Source organism: Erythrobacter sp. A6_0, from assembly GCF_017744235.1.
Taxonomy (GTDB): domain Bacteria; phylum Pseudomonadota; class Alphaproteobacteria; order Sphingomonadales; family Sphingomonadaceae; genus Qipengyuania.
The window spans coordinates 57,962-77,254 of the sequence record NZ_JAGHQR010000003.1; the positions used below are offsets into that span (position 1 = coordinate 57,962).

Annotated in this window: 15 protein-coding genes; 2 read left to right on the top strand and 13 right to left on the bottom strand. The window is 57.9% G+C overall.

Annotated features, from left to right (window positions below; all coding sequences use genetic code 11):
• Window positions 1-62 precede the first annotated feature (62 nt).
• Entirely contained in the window at window positions 63-596 is a 534-nt protein-coding gene (locus tag J7347_RS09215; protein WP_209161788.1) for a hypothetical protein, read from the top strand.
• A gap of 1,117 nt (window positions 597-1,713) precedes the next feature.
• Here the strand turns inward: J7347_RS09215 and J7347_RS09220 are convergent.
• From J7347_RS09220 to J7347_RS09260, 9 genes are all read right to left on the bottom strand, one after another.
• Entirely contained in the window at window positions 1,714-2,094 is a 381-nt protein-coding gene (locus J7347_RS09220; RefSeq protein WP_209161789.1) for a very short patch repair endonuclease, read from the bottom strand.
• An 83-nt stretch (window positions 2,095-2,177) separates the two neighbouring features.
• Window positions 2,178-3,440, bottom strand: coding sequence for a hypothetical protein (locus tag J7347_RS09225; protein ID WP_209161790.1), 1,263 nt, complete (start codon window positions 3,438-3,440; stop codon window positions 2,178-2,180).
• Window positions 3,430-4,971, bottom strand: a complete 1,542-nt coding sequence (locus J7347_RS09230) for an AAA family ATPase (RefSeq protein ID WP_209161791.1) — start codon at window positions 4,969-4,971, stop codon at window positions 3,430-3,432. Before J7347_RS09230 ends, J7347_RS09225 begins: the two co-directional genes overlap by 11 nt.
• Complete coding sequence (locus tag J7347_RS09235) at window positions 4,968-6,137, bottom strand: DNA cytosine methyltransferase (RefSeq protein ID WP_209161792.1); 1,170 nt, start codon at window positions 6,135-6,137, stop codon at window positions 4,968-4,970. The genes J7347_RS09230 and J7347_RS09235 overlap by 4 nt, the downstream gene beginning before the upstream one ends.
• A 1,024-nt stretch (window positions 6,138-7,161) precedes the next feature.
• Window positions 7,162-9,654: a DUF5906 domain-containing protein gene (locus J7347_RS09240; RefSeq protein WP_209161793.1), complete on the bottom strand. Its 2,493-nt coding sequence runs from the start codon at window positions 9,652-9,654 to the stop codon at window positions 7,162-7,164.
• Between the two features lie 92 nt (window positions 9,655-9,746).
• A complete protein-coding gene (locus tag J7347_RS09245; RefSeq protein WP_209161794.1) occupies window positions 9,747-9,977 on the bottom strand; it encodes an AlpA family phage regulatory protein in 231 nt (76 codons plus the stop codon).
• 143 nt (window positions 9,978-10,120) lie between these two features.
• The gene (locus J7347_RS09250; protein WP_209161795.1) at window positions 10,121-10,870 is read right to left on the bottom strand and encodes a hypothetical protein; all 750 of its coding nucleotides are present in this window, start codon (window positions 10,868-10,870) and stop codon (window positions 10,121-10,123) included.
• Complete coding sequence (locus J7347_RS13315; protein ID WP_245173987.1) at window positions 10,843-11,532, bottom strand: site-specific integrase; 690 nt, start codon at window positions 11,530-11,532, stop codon at window positions 10,843-10,845. The genes J7347_RS09250 and J7347_RS13315 overlap by 28 nt, the downstream gene beginning before the upstream one ends.
• 884 nt (window positions 11,533-12,416) lie before the next feature.
• Window positions 12,417-13,955: a DASS family sodium-coupled anion symporter gene (locus J7347_RS09260; protein WP_209161797.1), complete on the bottom strand. Its 1,539-nt coding sequence runs from the start codon at window positions 13,953-13,955 to the stop codon at window positions 12,417-12,419.
• A 169-nt stretch (window positions 13,956-14,124) separates the two neighbouring features.
• Here J7347_RS09260 and J7347_RS09265 point away from each other — a divergent pair, with 169 nt between their 5' ends.
• Window positions 14,125-16,341: a TonB-dependent receptor gene (locus tag J7347_RS09265; protein ID WP_209161798.1), complete on the top strand. Its 2,217-nt coding sequence runs from the start codon at window positions 14,125-14,127 to the stop codon at window positions 16,339-16,341.
• A 69-nt stretch (window positions 16,342-16,410) separates the two neighbouring features.
• Here the strand turns inward: J7347_RS09265 and J7347_RS09270 are convergent, their stop codons facing one another.
• From J7347_RS09270 to J7347_RS09285, 4 genes are read right to left on the bottom strand one after another with little or no spacing between them, the layout of a single operon-like run.
• Window positions 16,411-16,869, bottom strand: a complete 459-nt coding sequence (locus tag J7347_RS09270) for a DoxX family protein (RefSeq protein WP_067678674.1) — start codon at window positions 16,867-16,869, stop codon at window positions 16,411-16,413.
• A gap of 44 nt (window positions 16,870-16,913) precedes the next feature.
• Window positions 16,914-18,098: a saccharopine dehydrogenase NADP-binding domain-containing protein gene (locus tag J7347_RS09275; RefSeq protein ID WP_209161799.1), complete on the bottom strand. Its 1,185-nt coding sequence runs from the start codon at window positions 18,096-18,098 to the stop codon at window positions 16,914-16,916.
• Between the two features lie 46 nt (window positions 18,099-18,144).
• Entirely contained in the window at window positions 18,145-18,699 is a 555-nt protein-coding gene (gene dcd, locus J7347_RS09280) for a dCTP deaminase (protein WP_067678668.1), read from the bottom strand.
• Between the two features lie 55 nt (window positions 18,700-18,754).
• Window positions 18,755-19,282 (bottom strand): hypothetical protein, encoded by a 528-nt coding sequence (locus J7347_RS09285; protein ID WP_209161800.1) that lies wholly within the window; start codon window positions 19,280-19,282, stop codon window positions 18,755-18,757.
• Window positions 19,283-19,293: the final 11 nt, after the last annotated feature.

The following is a 19,293-nucleotide window of genomic DNA, read 5'->3' on the forward strand; positions in this document are numbered from 1 at the left end:
GTCCCGCCAAGAACCAGCGGCTATCCGACACCCTTTCATCACTTTTCGGTAGAGGCTCTATAATGACAAAAATGCCGAAGAACTCGAAGTTCGCAATTCCCCTGCTAGTGGCCCTGCTTTTCGTCGGCACACCTCTTCGAGCGGAGCCGGTCAACCTCAACATGAAGGTGATGTGCCTAATCCACTATGGCGATCAGCCCAGGCCTCCTCAGGTTACGCCAATTGTCGATCTGAAGTTTCAGGCGGTGAGCAAGGAGTCGGCTGAAGGGGACAGGTTTAGTGCACCCCTTTGGGCTGTTGGGCCCATGCTCCGTGAGAAAGGAATTCGTTTCTACAAGGCGCATTGCGTTTCCAAAGACACCGTAGAGGGTGTTAAAAGCAGCCTGGAAAATTACACATCCAGCTTAGGCTACAGCATGAAAGGTGCTGTCGAAATGACAAGCGAAAGCTTTTTCCCTCAGCTGCTAGACAGGATGTACCGGTCCGCGAAAAGCTCCGTCGTGGGCATGAAGACCCCGCTTTCCCGCGAGGGTTACAATTACAAAACAATTGAAAGCGCAATGCCGGGCGTCCCGAAAGTCGAACTCGGCAAATAGTGTCGCGTCACTTCCCGTTGGGCCGTAGAAACACGATTTAAAGACCGTGGCGGCAGCATGCTCTTCGCGGCTGCCGACGTTCGCCCCAAGTGGAAGCAGCGAAGGGCCGCTTCCAGGCTCTGCCGGCCAGGCATTAATGACGGGACTGAGGGCGCGAAGTTGAAGTGTGATCGAGCCAAACGCGAATGGCCGCTGTTGGATCGGAAGCGGAATGGCATCCTTGAGCACCGTTCAAACCAAACCGGACGAATATCAAAGGGCGCCCAGCAGGTCCTCACTCGATCCGTAGGAAACAAACGTCGAAATATTTCGCTGCAGTCACCGAGGCCAGGAACCTCCCCCGGGAGTATACTGCCTCAAGGTACCATAAGCCCGAGACCCTACAGGGTGTGGCTCATCGCGTCCAACCGGGACTGAAAGCCTGACACACGAACCGTAACGTCCGTTTGGGCTGGTGTGTCAGCTGCTACGGTTCACACGGAGCGCCTAGGTCTGCCTTTTGTCCGACAGCGGATTTGCCGGTTTGGGAGCTTCGAAGTTAGACAGTTGCCGTTTGTTGCTACGTACGGTGGGCACGAGGCCGGTCTCATATATTCGCGGTCTGATCAACCATTTGCTTAACCGTTCTCTGACAGCAAAAGCCTCGATTTCGCCCGGAATTTCTAGCTCACAGCGGGCTTGAGGATACAACGGTTTTCGACAAATCTAATCTCCTTGTGGGAGTCAGGCTTCAGATAGCTAGTTCTGGGTATCAAACTCGCTTGCGACCGGCCAATCAGTTTGCTCGCCCACGTATCCTTTGGATCGGCACCTTTAAACTATCGACTGTCGGCAATTCGGCGTTAATCTTGGAAACCGATGGGATAATAAAGGCAAGTGCGGGGAACACGTTGCAAGGAATTAAATTAGATGCGCTCACAGCCCCTCAACGCGATGCTCTCCGACGATTTGAGCCCGGCGTGCAGCGAACCGCATATCCCGATATTAACCCACGAACTGCGTCAGCACTTTGGTCTAAGGGGCTCGTCAAAGGGGTGAGACGCAGCGATAAATGGTATTTCCTTTTGACCGATTTAGGTGTCTCGATGCGACGACTGGTCTGATCTTTGGCAAGCATTCATCGCCGAACGAAAGTAGCTGTTTCCATGACGATCTCAGCCAGTCGGTTCGGACGCTTCAACTCACATTCCCAAACGATCACAGCAGTCCATTCAACCTCGCGCAATTCGCGTATATTTCGGGTGTCGCGGTTCTTATTCCTTCGAAATTTCTCCGCCCAAAAGTCGGTTCGTGTTTTCGGCATTCTGGCCTTTGGACACATATCATGCTGATGCCAAAAACAGCCATGCACGAAGATCGCCAAACGGGCGCTAGGAAAGACAATGTCAGGCTTGCAGGGGAGGCTCTTGGCGTTCAGCCGATAACGCAACCCTTGGGCGAATAAAGCTTGGCGAAGGCAAATTTCCGGGGCGGAGTTTCGGCTCGGAACTCTTGACATCGCACGCGTTGTTGAAGGCGACGGCTCTGGACCGCTTCGAAGTAGGCGCTCAAGCGATAGCAAGGGTCACCTCTGTCCACCAATCACAAGAAGTCCTGGCGCCGCTGCAGCATTCTTCTGACGTTTTCGACATACTTCCCGATCTCGGCCTCAGGGTCAATTGAAGCGAGGTCAAACCTAAGATTGTGGAGGCGCTTACCGGAGGATGTAGTACCCATAAACCGCGACCCTTCGTTTCCCGTAGTGGGGGATACAAAGCCGCCGACGTCCAAGCCCATTACGTCCATAAACGACAACACCTCGTAGCGGTCTTGCTCGCTGATCTCTGGCTTATACTTAGCGTCGAGGATGGCGCGTGCAACGCCATCGCGTTGGATGATCATGTCCGGGTGTACGCTGTACTTTCCACCATCTGAGAAGAAGGGGTGAGGCCTTTTCCACCCATCATAAATCTTGTAACCCTCGCGCTTTAGCCCGTCAGAAAGCTCACGGCGCAAGTAGGCTTCAAAAACTTCCGAGACGTCGATGATCAATGAGTCCAGCCTGAGTCTTCCGCTCGCATCTACATCGGGAATCTCCCCGCTTAGTACAGCATAGGCTGACCAGAGGGCATCGGCATAATCAGGGCGCACACTAGCTTGTCCCGCGAGCAGGTTTGCCAGTTCCGCCATCAAATCATACCGGCTGGATGGCCACGCAGGAATGCTGTCGAAGACCGCGTAGGCTTGCATCGCCTCGCCTAGCACATCCGAGCGGCGCTCATTACGCCGGTACCACTCAACGACTAGTCGCAACGCTTCCTTGATCGCAAAGTTGTCGATCGTCCAATCGGTAAGCACAGTCTGATCAAATTCGTGACGATATCGGATGCCTTTCGATGCGTGACGGCGCACCGTTTCGGCAGCCAGAAAGCGACCTCGCCAGGGCACTTTGGTGACTGGTCGTTCGTAGCGTTTGATGAGTCCTCGCTTGCTCAAAGCCGCGCTTTGTTCTGCCAGAGACCGACCGAAAATTCTCTCGACGTTGCTGACCCGAATAAACTTCGAATCGTACCCGCGTGCAAAGCCAGCGATCGCGGTAGGCGCCCTCTGCGATCGGGCTAACATGAGTGAAAGATTGCTGATGCTGGCGCGTGGAACGACGCGAACTGAGATTTGCGGTGTGAGCGGGATGAGGCCCACGAATTTAGTAGTTCGCAGGACTACCTGACCACGCTTGAAGGAGGCCGATAGGTAGCCTTTCGCCACAATCCGCGGATCGATTTGGAGTTCGCCCTCGCGCATAAGCGCCGCTAGACGGACACTGACTTCGCTGAACTCTTCACACTCGATGATTTCAGTTTTCATCCGCCGCGCCTTCGAGGCGTCTGATCAAGGCCTGAAAACTGCGTTCAAGGTTCTCGATATCGCCTTGATTACTCAGGGCGAGAGCGATCTCGGCCGCGTGTCTGAGCCGATATCGCCAGACTAAGAGCAGATCGTCAATCGACGCCACCCGAGCGAAATAGCTGTGGCCAAGACCGAATGGCAGGAGCCGCTGGATGGCGTCAAACCAATCTCCGATCAAACCAACTTGCTCAGGATCGAAACCCTTCGCATCCTCGAGCAAAAGCTCCACAATCTCGCGAGAAGGCTCCACGTGAATATGATCAAAACGGCGAACGAACGCCGCATCCGCTTGTGCGATACTGCGGTCATACGGATTCATAGTTCCGAGCAGAATTAGATTTTTCGGAATGTGATGCGGCTTTCCGGAGAATGGTAATTGAAAAATTTCTTCACGGTAATCCTGCTCGATGTAGGTCAGCAATTCTCCGAAGACACGAGCCGGGTCGCCTCGGTTTATTTCATCCACGATGACCACGACCAAGCGTCCCATGTTGCTTATGGCGTCAGCTCGCGTGCACGCCTCCAAAAATATTTTACCTACAACCTGGTAACCGGAGCGCGCTTCCTCGTTGGGCCGATACCCTTCGACAAAATCCTCATATCCATAACTCGGGTGGAACTGGACGCGGAAGATGTCGCGGTCCGGCTCTTCCACCAAATGCTTTGCAATGCGTTTGGCATAGTAAGATTTACCCGTTCCGGGGGTGCCGGAAAAGATAATCCCCGAGGTTCCGAAACGCAGTAGCTTCTGCACTTCCGTGAGGATTGGGTCGTCGAGGTCCATCTCTCCCGGATATTCCGGAAGCGATGCAATGCCGGCGGCGGTCCGCACATCCTGCACAAGAGACCCAATGATTGCAGTTTCGTAATCCTGATCCGTTTGAGAATCTGCGAAGATGCGTTCGCTTTCTTCATCGTGGAAGACGAAAATGCGCTCGTAATCTTGATCGCGTTGAGGGAACTCTGCTCGAAACCTTGCCTCAAGGGTTCGAGCGGTCGCATTGTCCGCAAACTCCTCTCCGCGAAATAGGAGCGCCGCGACGTCAACCACTGGCACGCGGGAGCTCGCTCCTCCCTTGCTTAGGACCTTGTCTCGGAAAATCTCCGCATAATTTTCTGCTAGCTCCCATTCCTCTTTATCGTCGACACGAGTGACAATGGCGCCCTTCCATTTTCCAGCGAAAGTGTTCTTTCTAATGGTCGCCGAATTGGAGTGCGGGAAACCTTCTTCCGCGAACCGAAGCGTGACAGGATTGAAGTAGGGCTTACCCGCTTCCGCCTTTTTCAATCGAAAATATTTGTCCCAGAAATCGAATTCGTTGGGCGTCTCGTTAAATTGGATTGGTTGGTCTGCTGTCCCCACTCCACTGCTCAGCAGCGCCAAAAGAGGGAACAAATGCGTTGACCCCTGCGCATGAACGCGACTCTTCCAATCGGCCAGATTTGTCAGAGCGAGGGAGACTCGGTCAGCGCGTATCTTTTGCATCATGCCACTTGGTACTGCTGCTCCGGCCGAAGGTCATCCCTTAGATTCTCGATGATATGCGCCCCGATGGCTCGGGCCAGTAATGGAGGCACGGAATTGCCAATCTGCCGAGGAATCGCCGCTCCTACAAACTCGTATCGGTCTGGATAGGACATAAAACGTGCAGCCTCTCTATGGGAGATCGATCGATCCTCATTCGGATGCAAAAAAGGACCAGAGGCGACATTCTTGTAGTTGCAGGTGATGGTATACGAAGGTCTCTCGGTGGAGAGGCGGTGATATAATGTGGTGCAATCCCTGCGAAGTTCACCATTGGAGATCCTCCGCATGCGTTTGAAGCGGTCAGGCAGATGATTCACTGGCACGGCGCGCAGGCCCTCACCCTGGCCGATGAACTTCGCGAGTTTTGACGCTTGAGCCGATAGCGGACGGCCGACGTGCATCGAAACTTCAGTGGGAGCGCCTGACCTACAATAAACCTGATAAGGCCCTTGCGGTGGTGTATGATAGGGGCGGCTCTCTCGTGTATAGTCCTTCCCAATAGAGGGCAAATCGCCAATCGCTTGCTCTACTGTGACGTACGGACGCAACCCTTCGGCACTTTCTCCGTGCGTCGGCTGCGGAAAGGTGAGGGGGATGTTGTCATCGCAAGTGCCCATAAAAAGGATGCGATGTCGGAGCTGAGGAACCCCGTAATCAGCAGCGACAACTTGAGCGAAATTCGAGCGATAACCGATCTCTTCGAACGCTGCTTCGATCTGACGTCGGAACGCGCCTTTGTTGTATGTGAGCATGCCCCTGACGTTCTCCATCAAAAACATGCGCGGCCGAAGCTCATCGACCAGTCTCACAAAGTGCTTAAACAGGAAGTTGCGCGGATCGTCCTGCATCCGCTTGCCGTGAGTGCTGAATCCTTGGCAGCTCGGCCCGCCTGCGACTAAGTCGATCCGATCGGCTCTCGACAGCTCAAGGATCTCCGCACCGGTAACAGTGGAGATATCCTTTTCGATAACAGGGACGCCCGGATGGTTATGCCGATACGTAGCCGCGGCGTGCTTGTCGAAATCAATCCCTACCCTCGGACAAAAGCCAGCCTGCCTCAACCCCTCACTCAGGCCACCGGCCCCACAAAATAAATCGACAACTGACGGACCTGAGCCATCTGACATGCTAACCCTCCTTCGCGTTTCGTTTGCGGGATGCCTAACATTTGGAGTCGCGGAGAACAAGACTGGAACGCCTGTCCGAGCATGATAGTTCCGTATCCGGCGCGAGCAACTTTCTTACCCGCTCAGTCTCTTCCGAAATGTCAAGTTATCATCTTTTTCTCATTCGTATCGCCGATGCGCTGGCCAGCCTCGATGATCAAATTCCGATGCGTTCGGCGAAGATACACGCGGTCTCGATATCGACGCTTAGATAGCGAAAAATGTGTTCGATCTAGGGTTACCCAGCAGAATCTGAAGCGCGCGTAGGTGTACGGTGGTCCTGACGAACATCGCCGCCTTGGCGCAGCGCATCGGGTGCGCGCCATAGTTTTCTCCGCGTAGTCAGTGGGTGTGACCCATTCGTCCACGAGCCGAGCGTATTAGCGCGTTCTTATCGAACGGATGAGATCAAGAAGACTAGGAAAGGGTTCACCATTCCACATGGCCGGGATTGGCTATAGAGAAGAAAAGGCGCGGACAGGCCTGCCTCGACACAAAGCGGCCATGAATGCATGCGGCCTTTTTAACCGATTTTGAGAGAAAACGGCGATTGTCGCAATGATAGGGATCAGTGCGCAAAGCTGACCTAATCGATCAAGCTGCGTCAGCTGGTCTCAAGGCTTTATCGGCCAAACCTAAGCTTCACCACGCCTGCCGTGTGCACCAGCCGAGGTTTTCCCATGGGGGTGATGTCGTAAACGACGCAAATTTGGCTGGAGGAGGCTCAAGTCGGGTGATGTGAGCGGCTATGTCGCTGCTCGGAATTACGATCTAGTCTTGACCGCAACTTGCGATCGAAAAATCAATCTTCCTCCGCTGTGAAGCTCTAAAAACCGACCTGCGTTACCACCCCGCCACTAGCTAGGAACGGCGAGCCGTTACGCTAGTACGTTAGATAGCCCGCAAAATACTCAATACAAAAAATACCAGCAAAATTTTGCACGTATGTAAATGGGGTACTAACGTATTAGCGTAACAGACCTACCTAATTTGGGATCTCGAACCCGCTTTTTTCTACGAATAAGCGGCGAGCTTCTTCTAACGGCGGAAAAGGATAGCATCTCACCTGTCGCGGTCCATTAATTTGCTCCTCTCTCCTGGGCTTACTCTCAAAGCCCGATGGCATATAGCGGGCTAACTTGTTCTTGATCCGCTGATCGTCGCCCCGATGACCATGCCTTTTGGCGAAGGCGGTATAGTCTGCAATCACTGCCTGCACCGGTACCCATTGTACTTCTGATTCTCTCCAAGGGTAACTCCCTTGGCCGGTTTCCTCGGATAAGATGTCGATCCCATCCTCCAAGCGCGAGTAGTACCACGCCATCACCGGGTCGTTGGAAAGGTTCAATCGCTTTTGTCTTCGCAACGCTTCGGTCTCCGGAATGGCCTCGGGGTTCCATCCAGATATGTCCCTGGCCAACAGCTCACCGAGCATTGCCTCGTAACCTCCATTCTCCATCTGTTCGACAAGCTCGCCAAAATACCGTCTCCGGGAGTCGGGGTCGCCCTGGTGCGGATTTATGACTTCAAAAACCGCGTACCGACGATCTGAACCGTCTGCACGGACTACTTGATCGTTGTTAGAGGTCATAATGATCCTCAAATGGCTCGGCCCACGCCATGCGCTAAAAAACTTCTCCTCGTATCGAAGCGTGTGCGCAGTAATCAGGTCCTTCAGCGTGCCGTCGGCGGCGCGGTTCTGTGGTGCGAATGCTTCTTCGACACCCAGCAAAAGCGTTGATTCGAGCTGGGCATTGAACTTGGATACAAAGTCATCCGCGATAGACGTGATCCACACGTGGCTGCCAAACAGATGTCCAAACAGAACGGTGATAATGCTTTTCCCGGCACCTTTCGCGCCTTGGAACACCAGCGCTGTGCCAACGGGCCGTTCCAACCGCTGCACTCCGAAGGCCATCCAATTGAATATGTACTCATATCCGGTCTCGTCTTCTTGTGCGACGTTGTGGAACAGGTGGTCCTTGAGTTTGGACCAACCCTCCGGATTGGCGACAGGCTCCACCGCAAAGCCTGTCCACGTATTCAGCTCATTCCGGCCCAGCTTACGCCCAGGTGCAAAATAGATGGCGTCGTATTGCCGACGTAGCCCGGATTCGAACCACAGCCTGCCCAAAGGCATGCTTTTGTTTTTGCGCGGCCTGTCGTCCTCGCCCAGAGGAAGCGAAATCTTCCAAACCAGCTTTTCGACAAAGTCAGATTTCTTCAAGAACGTGAGGGAGAACCGCATAATCCGAGGATCGTACTGCTCCCAGATCACGACGGTCTTTGCACCGCGCGTTACGACTGCGTGGTTCTCGTTGATCTCCTCAATGCTAGCTCGGACGAACGCTTCTTTATCAAGCTCGAAGTTCTTGCCATCCTCACGCGTGCGGTCGCAAACCTTCCGCAGGAGCCACGCAAGCGCAGGACCCTTGAAGGGCGCCTGCTCAGCGGTGAAACTGACCCATAACGAGTCAGGCTCGCCCGCCTTGTACTTGTCCTCGCTGGTTCTGGACCAAGTATCAAAGAGCGAGAGCCCATCTGCTCCGAAGGCATGGTAAAGGCATCGGGCAATCTGGACCCACTCTAAGCGGCTCATACCCGCGTCCAATTCCGTGAGCGCGTCCGCCACTGCTTCTTTGTCGACTTTGGAATAGCCAACCGGGTGTCCAAGAATGCGGCTTTGTGCAGCCTTGTTACGAGCGTCTGAAGACCCTTGCTCTAGCTCGGCTGGCGACAAGGTGCGGGCGGTTTCAAGCAAATGTCGCAGCGGGTATTTCTCGCGCAACTCAACGGGCACTTCATCGGCCAAGTCCCATTTCTCGTCGAACTCAGCTGGCACATCGACAAATGCCGCTGCTTCCGCGCCAACCCTGAGCGCAAGTGCCGCAAGCAGTCGGCTCGCCTTGCGGCCGGCGATGTCGTTGTCCGGCCAAATAACGACCTGCCGACCTTCAAGCGGGGTGAGGTCGGTACGCCGAACGCTTGCAGCGCCAGACATCCAGGTCACCACAACGTAATCGGGGAAGAGGATTTGGGCGGCCTCCGCCGCCTTCTCTCCCTCGACGACCAGCACGGACGAATTGGGGCGCTCGGCAAGCTCATGCAGATTATACAAAGGGCGTTGCCCATCGATGGCGGAGAAGCCGAACAGAGGCAGGCCATGCTTGTCCTTCCCATAATAGCGAAGGGGGCGAATTTCTTTGGGCTCGGAGGCGTGATCAAAACGGAGCACTGCCTGGATTATCTCGCCTTCAGCAGATTTATACTCGTAGACGGTCGGCTGAAATCCAGCCGCAAGAAAGCGATCAATCTTTTTGCGCTCCTTTCCCTGAAGAACTTGAAGGATATCTGCTCCCGCCCATCCAGTGGGAAAGGGTACAATCGCGCCATCGGTAACTGCACCGCCGCTACGACCGAGTTCGATGCGAGCCTGCACTGTAAGAGTTTGAATATCACTGTTTGTTGAATTGTTCATGACGTGTTCTCCCGCCGCCAGCTCACCGCTGGACGTGCGTTTCATTCGAATGTGGGTGAAAGGGATCTCCGACCGACTGCCGGAGACCAAGCTCAGTCGCTGGTGCTGTGCCAGCCGAGCGGATCGCGAAGCCAAGCTTGGACGTCTGCCTCGCGCCAGGCCACGCGGCGCCCAGCGGGCGTCAGTTGGATTGGCTTAGGGAAGGTGCCAGCTGCAACGCCTCGGTAGATCGAGGCTCTCGACAGGCTATTTAGGCGCTGCACTTCGCGAATGTCGAGAAGCCGGTTGCTTGCGGTGTTTGAGATCGATCCCTGATCGGTCATGTCACTTCTCCGAACTGCCGGAATTGGTGACAGACCAGCTACAGCGATGCGCCCAAGATTACGAAAGTTTGAGCGGCAAGAGAATGCCGGGATCGTTGAGGAAACTTTTGCTGCTGAGCGGCCCCCGTCCGAGAGAGCTTCGATCACGACTTGTCGACGGCACTCCAGGCACTGCAGAGCTCATGCAGCCCAAAGACGATCCCGCATTGGGTAAGAATGTCCGAAACGAACCCCTCGCATTTGCCTTGGAGGAATTGGCGATTATTCTCATCTCGAACCGCCTTCTCCTTCAAAGATGACATCGACCAAGAGTGACCTTCCGTCCCGCGCCAGTAATGTCGACAAGCAGCGACCGCGCGCCTTAAAGTCACATTCGGCATCGGACCTTTCAAAAGTTTATTGCGCACCGGTATTGCCTCTAGTTGAGACAAGGCTAGCTCGACTCCTTTGAAATCAGCTGCGCCGAAAAACTGCAACAGGCTGCCAATTTCAGGGGGAACGGTCAGATCCTTCGGATCTCCAAGATCCAGATCGAAGATGGCTTCGAGCAAAGGGGGATGGAGATTCACTACGGCGTCGAAACGCTTCAAGTCCTCGTCGATGGCATTGATGATTTTCAAAGCTTGGGTTGCGTGATCACGCAGCCGGAGGGCAATTGCGTGACCGTCGCTGCGCCTGGATGTCGAAGCTGCTGCTTCTGGGTCACTGAAAGGGCGATACTCTTCCCCTTCCTGATCGCGGCAAGAGAGGGCCACCAGATATTCCGTTAGATCGTCAAAGGCATCGGCGTTCTTGAGCTTATAGAAGCCAGCGATCGCTTCAAACGTTTCGGAGAGCAGTGTTCCTTCGAGAGAGGGGCGTGTAATTACAGGTTCAGAAGCATCATCTCCCATTTCTCCAATGCCTCTCGCTTCTCGACCAGGTACTCGTGCCGGTTATATATCCGATCCACCTTGCCGTCTTCATGGTTCAAGACTTTGCGGGCAACCTCGCGCGGTACACCTAACTCGGCAAGCTTGCTGCGCACCGTGCGGCGGATGTCGTGAATGGTCCAGCCGCTGGTGTCGGAAAGCTGATCGAGCTGACGCTTCACCTTGGCGAAATTGCTGCTAGGTGATTTCCCGCCGGTTGTGCTGAAGACATAGCCGTCATCCTCGAAGCGCGGCCTTCGGGCTAGTTCAGCGAGAATAGCCTGGACGCTTTTTGTCAGCGGCACGGTATGGGGCCGGTCTTTCTTCACCTTTTCACGAGGAATTGTCCAAATCTCGCCAACAATTTCGCCCCAACGGATTGTCGAAACCTCGCTACGGCGCTGACCGGTTAGAAAGAACACTCGGTACATCTCACCGTACGGGCTGGGCAGTTGATAAGTGGCGTCCCAAACGGCAGCAATTTCCTGGTCCGATAGAACCCTATCACGCTCCACAGTTTTGGCAGGGGGCCGGATTCGCTCACATGGGTTAACCTCCAGAATGTCGCGATCCACCGCCCAATTGAAGACCATTTTCAGATATCGCAGCAGGTTCACTGCAGCCTGAGGTTTGCCCCCGGCCATAATTCCGTCGATTACCTCGATTATCTCGCGCTTGGTGACGGTTTCGACAGGCCGTGTTCGTAAACGCCGGAGGGCGCGGTGATCCAATGCTCTACTGATATTTCTCCAGGAGCGAGCGTTGGGCTTCAGATGCCGCTCCGTGTAAAGCTCTACCAATCCGGCATAAGTGAGTGGCGTTCGATGCGCTGTGGTGGGCTCCCTGGGCGTTAGTCCAGCCGCAGCGTTGCGTAACAGTGCTAAGGTTGCTGAACGAGCCTCATGGAGAGTCACCGATGGGTAACGACCAATTGTAGGACGCTCCAGGCGCCCCCCGGTTCGGACCATCGCAGAGAAAGTTTTGGTGCCACGCTTGGTAACCCTAAGCTGCAAGCAAGGGCACAGTTCGTCCGTAAATTCCAACCGACCATGGGTAGGCGCGAGATAGGGAGACTGGAGCCATCTGTCGGTAAAGCGGTGCTGAGCCATTTCTGCTTCCCTTGATTAGGAAAGCAATCGTGATAATGCAGTTAGGAAGTCAGCTGCAATAGCTATGGCAGGCGAACCAAATTACAGTAGATGTCTCAGGCGATATCACATGTTTTCACTTATGATCAAAACGGATCGCAGATTTATTTTTGAGCACAACCCAAAAGCGGACTGGGGTATTGTTTCGGGTAACTCGAACATAAGATTGCATGAGATCGGTAAGGATGACTTGATACAAAAATATCCTTCCTCGAGTGATCAACGATACTTATTAGGCCGGTATGAGCACTCTATATAAATAGTTGCCAAGGTTGGGGTCGGGCGTTCGAATCGCCTCGCCCGCTCCATTTCCAAAACATTCGGATGATATCGGCGCAGCCCTTCGGGGCCCGGCGCGCGCCGTTCCGCCGTTTGCGCCTCTAATAGATCAGCCCCATCGCCCAGCCGCCCAGCAGGTAGCAGAAGCCTGTGATGAGCAGGATGCCGACGACGTTCAGCCAGATGCCGCCCTTGGCCATCTGCGCGATCGTGACCGATCCGGTGCCGAACACGATGGCATTGGGGGGCGTGCCGACCGGCAGCATGAAAGCGCAGGTCGCGGCCAGCGCGACCGGGATCAGCAGGCTCATCTGGTCCATTCCGATGCCCGCCGCCACGCCTCCCAGGATCGGAACGAAGGTGGCGGCGGTGGCGGTGTTGCTGGTCACTTCGGTGAGGAAGATGGTAAGCGTCACCACAGCTGCGACCAGTAGGATCGTGGGCAGCGCCTCAAGTCCCGCGACCTGCGCGCCGAACCATCCGTCGAGCCCGGTTGCCGCAACCGCGCTGGCAAGGCTCAGGCCGCCGCCGAACAGCAGAAGCACGCCCCATGGCAGGCCGTTCTCGGCATCGCGCCAGTCCAGCACCATCTCGGTCCGTCCGCGTGCAGGGATGAGGAACAGCGCGATACCCGCCCCGATGGCGATCGCGGTGTCGTCCAATTCGCCCAGCCAGGGGGCGGTGGCGGCGATGGAGGGGATATCGGCAAGGATACCCGGCACGATCCACAGGAACGCCGCCGCGCAGAACACGAACAGGACCGCGCGCTCGCCCTGACCCATCGGACCGAGCTTGCGGATCTCGTCTGCGATCATCGCTCGCCCGCCGGGTATTTCGGCGAGCGAGAAGCTGTAGAGGAAGCGTGTCATCAGCACCCAGGAAACGAGGATGAAAACGAGCGCCAGCGGCGCGCCGATCATCATCCATTCCAGAAAGCCGATGTCGCGTTCCAATTCGTCCGCGGCATAGCCAGCGACGATGGCGTTGGGCGGACTGCCGAGCAGCGTGCCGAGCCCGCCGATACTGGCCGCCCAGGCGATGGCGAGCATCAGGCAGACGCCGAACCGGCGAATATTCTCGTCTGGCAGCGCGGCGATATCTTCGTGGCTCTCCAGCGGCGCCCCTTCGACGGCGGCACTCTTTTCGACCAGCAGGGCGAGAAGGGACAGGCCGATCGGCAGCATCATCAGCGTCGTCGCCGTGTTCGACACCCACATCGAGAGAAACCCGGTCGCCAGCATCATCCCCAGCACGATCCGACGCGGTTCGGCGCCCACGCGCTCGAGCGTAAGCAGGGCGATGCGGTGATGCAGCTGCCATTTTTCCATGGCGATCGCGATCAGGAAGCCGCCCAGAAACAGGAAGACGATCGAACTGGCATAGGGCGCCGTCGCCTCTCCCACGGTGATCGCAGTAAGAGCGGGGATGAGCACGATGGGCAGGAGCGAGGTCGCCGCAAGCGGTATCGCCTCGGTCATCCACCAGATCGCCATCAGCGTGGCAATCGCAGCGACGAAGCGAGCGTCCGGCGGAAGGCCCTGCGATCCGCCCAGCGCCAGCCAGACGACAAGCGCAGCGATCGGGCCGAGAACGCGCAGGCTCCAGATAAGGCGCGCGGAACGCCCACTGTCAGATGTCATTCCAAGTCCCTCCCGTGGTCGCCAGCTATGGCGCGACGCGGTCGGGGCGCAAGAAATTTCGATTGCCGTGCAGGTCGGGACTCGCAAGCCATGCCGTTCGTCACCGTCCGATCTCCTTTGGGCGAAACAAGGCTTGCACCGCGCGTTCGGATCGCTAATGGCGCGCGATATGTTGTATCGTTCAAACCACTCGCCACTCCGCGCCGCGTCTTCGCTCGCCGCGCTCGCTTTCGCTCTCGCCGCCACGCCCAGCTTCGCGCAGGCACAGACACAGACACAGACACAGGCACAGCCGGCCTCGGCCGATACCGACAGTGCCCGGTCCGCTGGCGAGGACGATCTTCACAATCGCCAAGTCGGTCCCGACGGCGTCATCGTCGTGACCGCGCCCGGCCTGGAACAGCTCGACGTACTCGCCGGCACGTCGCTTGTCGAAGGGCGCGAATTGCAGCGCGAGATGAATGGCCAGATCGGCGAAATCCTCGCAAAGCAGCCGGGCGTGTCCGCCACCAGCTTCTCGCCCGGTGCCTCGCGCCCGGTGCTGCGCGGCTTCGAAGGCGAGCGGGTCAAGGTGCTGATCGACGGAATCGGCGCGATCGACGTGTCGAACACCTCCGCCGACCACGCCGTCTCGGTAGAGCCGCTGACTGCCGAGCGGATCGAAATCCTGCGCGGCCCCGCGGTCCTTCTCTACGGGAGCCAGGCCATCGGCGGTGCGGTGAACATCATCGACAAGCGCATCCCGACCCGCCGCCTCAACGAACCCTTCCATCTCGACGTCCTGGCCGAAGCCGACACCGCCTATGATCTGAGAAGCGGGGCCGCCTCGCTCGATTTGCCTCTGGGCGAGTATTTCGTCGCCCATGTCGACGGGTCGTATCGCAACACCAATGACCTGGAGGTGCCCGGCTTCACGTTGTCGCCCGCCTTACGCGCGGACATCCTCGCCGATGTCGCAGAAGAGACCGCCGAAGGTAATCTCGAAGAAGCAGCCGAATTGCAGGAAGCCGCCGACCAGCGCGGCATCCTCCCCAACAGTTATACCGAAACCTATTCGGTGAATGGCGGCCTCACCCTGTTCGCGGGCGAGAGCAATCTGGGCTTTTCGGCAGGCTATTACGACAGCGCCTATGGTGTTCCGGGCCGTCCGGGCACCGGCCATGCGCATGGCGATGAAGGGGGCGAGGAAGGCGAAGAAGAAGGCGGCGAAGAGCAGGTATCGATCGGGCTCAAGCAATTTCGCGCCGACATGCGCGGCGAACTCGCACTCGGTGACGGCTTCTTCTCGATGCTGCGAACGCGGGTCGGCTATTCGGACTATACCCACACCGAATTCGAAGGGGACGAGGTCGGCACCGTGTTCGACGTCGCTGGCATCGAGGCGCGCGCCGAGCTGGTTCAGAACGACAGCGGCCGCCTCGGCGGAACGCTGGGCGTCCAGTATTACTACCGCGATTTCGAAGCGATCGGGGACGAGGCCTTCGTCGCGCCCAACCGCACCGATCAGTTCGCGATCTTCGCGCTCCAGGAATACGATCTCGACTTTTTCCAGATCGAAGGCGCCGCGCGCTACGAAATGGCGAATATCGAATCGGTCCCGCTGGGCGTCGAACGCGATTTCGACCTGTTCTCGGGCGCGCTGTCGCTGGTCTACGAGCCGGGCGGCGACGACCGCCTTCGCATCGGCATCACCGGATCGCGGGCCGAGCGCGCACCGGGCGGCGAGGAATTGTTCGCCAACGGCCCCCACATCGCCACGCAGGCCTTCGAGATCGGCAATGTCGATCTGACCAAGGAAAGCGCCTGGGGCCTCGAAGGCTTCGTGCGCGGCGAGGTCGGCCCGGCGACGGTATCGGTCTCGGTGTTCCAGAACTGGTTCGACGACTACATCTTCCTGCAAGCCACCGGCGCGGAAGAAGACGATCTGCCGGTCTTCCAGTATCTCCAGTCCGATGCCGACTATTTCGGGATCGAAGGCGAGGTGAAACTGCCGCTGGTCCAGTCCGACCGCTTCACGCTCGGCGCCGATCTGCGCGGATCGTATATCGAGGCCAAGCTCGACGACGGCACCCCGCTGCCGCGCATCCCGCCATTCAGCGCCCTTGCCGCCCTCGATGCAGGTTTTGCCGGGATCGACGGTCGGGTCGAGGTGCAGTATTTCGGCGAACAGGACGAGATCGCGCCGTTCGAGACGACCACCGACGATTTCACCTTCGTCAACGCCTCGCTGGCCTTCAGCCCCTTGCGCGGAAACGATCTGGTGCGCGTGATGGTGAAGGCGGACAATATCTTCGACGTCACCGGGCGCCGCCATGCCAGCTTCACGAAGGATTTCGTGCCGCTGGCAGGCCGCAATTTCAAAGTCAGCCTGCTCGCCAGCTTCTGACGATAGCCGGTCGGAAAACCCGGCAACGCCAATCCCGATCGGAAAGGCGGCGCCGGGTTTCTATCGCTCTCAGTCGGTCGGACGCTCGACCGCGCCTTCCGCCCGACCTTCGGCGCGAGCCGCTTTCAATTCCGCTTCCATCCGCTTGTCGCGTTCGGCCACCGTGCCGATCCTGCCGCGCACCTGGCCATAGGCGAACACCATCAGCAACCCGCCGATCACGGCAAGGTTCTTGAGCGCCGCCTGCGCCTGGGCCGGGTCGGTGACCTGGTAATGGAACAGCACGATCGTGATCGCGGTAAAGCCGGCGAGAACCACGGCGGCCAGCCGCGTCATGAACCCGCTCGCCAGGATCAGCCCGGCAACGATCTCGAACACGCCGGTCGGCATAGCGAGGCTGCCGGGAAGGGTCGTCTGCGCCGTGATGTATTCGGCGGTCGAGGCCGGATCCATCACCTTGTTGAGGCCGGCCAGAATGAACAGCAGCGCGATACAGATTCGCCCGGCGATCGCCGCGATGGTAGCCATGAAGTCTCTCCCCGTTTGGTCAGGGACGGATCATGGCACCGCGCTCAACCTTTCTCCAACTGGAAAGTGAGCGCGGCGTGTTCGCGCAGGCGCTCGACGAGCGCTTCGCCCAGGAAACTGCCCGGCGTCCCGACTCCGCCAGGCTCGTCGCATTGCAGCAAGGCCATGCCGGTCTCGCCCAGCATCCGGCTGGTCGATCCGTAACCCGGATCGTAACGGCCCTTGACCGCGTAATGCATCCGCTTCCCATCGGGCCATTCGCCCACGAAGACGAGATCGTAATGGCCGTTCTCGCGTTCTTCGGCACTCGGGCCCTCGCCGGGTTTGGGCGGCTTCGCGCCGAAGGGGTTCTTGAGCATTTTGGTCACCGCATCGGCGGCGGCCTTGCCTGCCTCGCCGGGGCTGGTCAGCATCATCTCATCGTAACGGAAGTCTTTTCCGTAGGGATGGCCGCGCAGGTAATTGGTGCGGTGGACGTTCTTCGTATTGATCGAGGCCATGATGAAGGGCGCGGCCCATTTGCCCAGCTCGTCCTCGTAATGCGGGATCAAGCCGTTGGGCTGGTCCGGCCCTTCGAAACCGGGCGTCAGGGCGAAGGGATCGTTGAGGATCTTGATCAGGGATGGCTTCTTCGCCGCCGCCTTCATGGTCGCACCGAGGCTGGCGGCGGTCCCGCCCGAAAACGTCCCCTGCATCGCGCGCACCCGGCCTTTCACACGCGGCGCGGGACTGCCGTTCTGTGCCTTGCCTTCCTTCTGGAGCATCAGCACGCCGAGATCGAAGGGAATCGAATCGAACCCGCTCGAAAAGCAGATGCGCGCGCCTGTCTTCTTGGCGGCTTCGTGATGGAGCGCGATCTGTTCGTGCATCCAGGCCGGTTCGCCGCAAAGATCGGCATAATCGGTGCCCGCTTTGACGCAGGCGGCGACGAGGGCATCGCCGTAGAGCTGGTAGGGGCCGACCGTGGAGAGCAACACGCTCGTGCGCTCGCACATCGCATCGAGCGAGGCGGTGTCCTCCGCATCGGCGACAATCAGAGGGGTGGAGGACGGCGCACCGATCTCGTCGCGCACCCGTTCCAGCTTGCCCGGATCTCGGCCCGCCATCGCCCATTTCGGCGCATCGGCGGCGCTCCCATATTCGCGGACGAAATGTTCGGCGACGAGGCGGCCCGTGTAACCGGTCGCCCCATAGACCACGATATCGAATTCGCGTGCGGATTTGCTCATCATCGTTCTCCCTGTAGCGCCTGAATGCGCGCGGGGAGCTTTCGAGTCAAAGCCTCGGCAACGTCACCCCGCGCTGGCCCATATATTTGCCCGCCCGGTCGCTGTAAGTGACTTCAGGCCGTTCGTTGCCCTGCAGGAACAGGAACTGGCACGCGCCTTCATTGGCGTAGATCTTCGCAGGCAGCGGCGTGGTGTTCGAAAATTCGAGCGTCACATGCCCTTCCCAGCCCGGCTCCAGCGGGGTGACGTTCACGATGATCCCACAACGCGCATAGGTGCTCTTGCCGAGGCAGATGACCAGCACGTCTTCGGGCACGCGGAAATATTCGACCGTGCGGGCGAGCGCAAAGCTGTTTGGCGGGATCACGCAGACATCGGTTTCGCGATCGACGAAGCTGTTGGCGGCGAAATCCTTGGGATCGACCACCGCGCTGTCGACATTGGTGAAAATCTTGAATTCGGGCGCGACGCGCGCATCGTAACCGAACGAGCTGAGCCCGTAGGATATACAGCCGTCGCGCCGTTGCGCTTCGACGAAGGGTTCGATCATGCCCTCGTTCAGCGCCTTGTCGCGGATCCATTTGTCGGAGAGAATCGCCATGTAGGCGTGATCGCCCATGCTAGGCCGGCGGGCAAGCGCCGGCCATCAGTTACCCTCAGTCGATCTGGGCGGCACCCAGTTGGGGGTTCATCGCGGTGACGTGATTGAGCCAGGCCTTGGGGCGGCGCAGCATGTTCTTCGGATAGTCGACACGGACCCCCACCATCTCGGCGATCGCCCCGACGAAATGGATGCAATTGCGCGTGTCGAGATCGTAATATTTGCCCGGCGCGTCGCGCCAGCGGAAGACCTCGCGCCGGATGTCGTGATATTTGGCATCGTCCACCGTCACAGTGAAATGGCGGTTGGTGGAGCGGACGTATTTGTCCTTCTCGGTCATCACGATGTGTTTGACCGGCCCGGCGAGCACGGCGGGCCCAGCGCTCTTGGCGGAGAAGCCGTAATTCTCCTTTACCGGGGTGCCGTCATCCAGCGTCCCTTCCATCGAGATGAAGGTGTGGGGATAGCGCCCGAACAGCACCGACCCGTCGAAGCTGTGGAAGGTCACCCGCACCTCGGCTTGCGCGGCGGCGGCCCAGAAAAGGGCGGTCAGGGCGAGAACGAACTGGGTCAGGATACGCATGATGCGCGTCC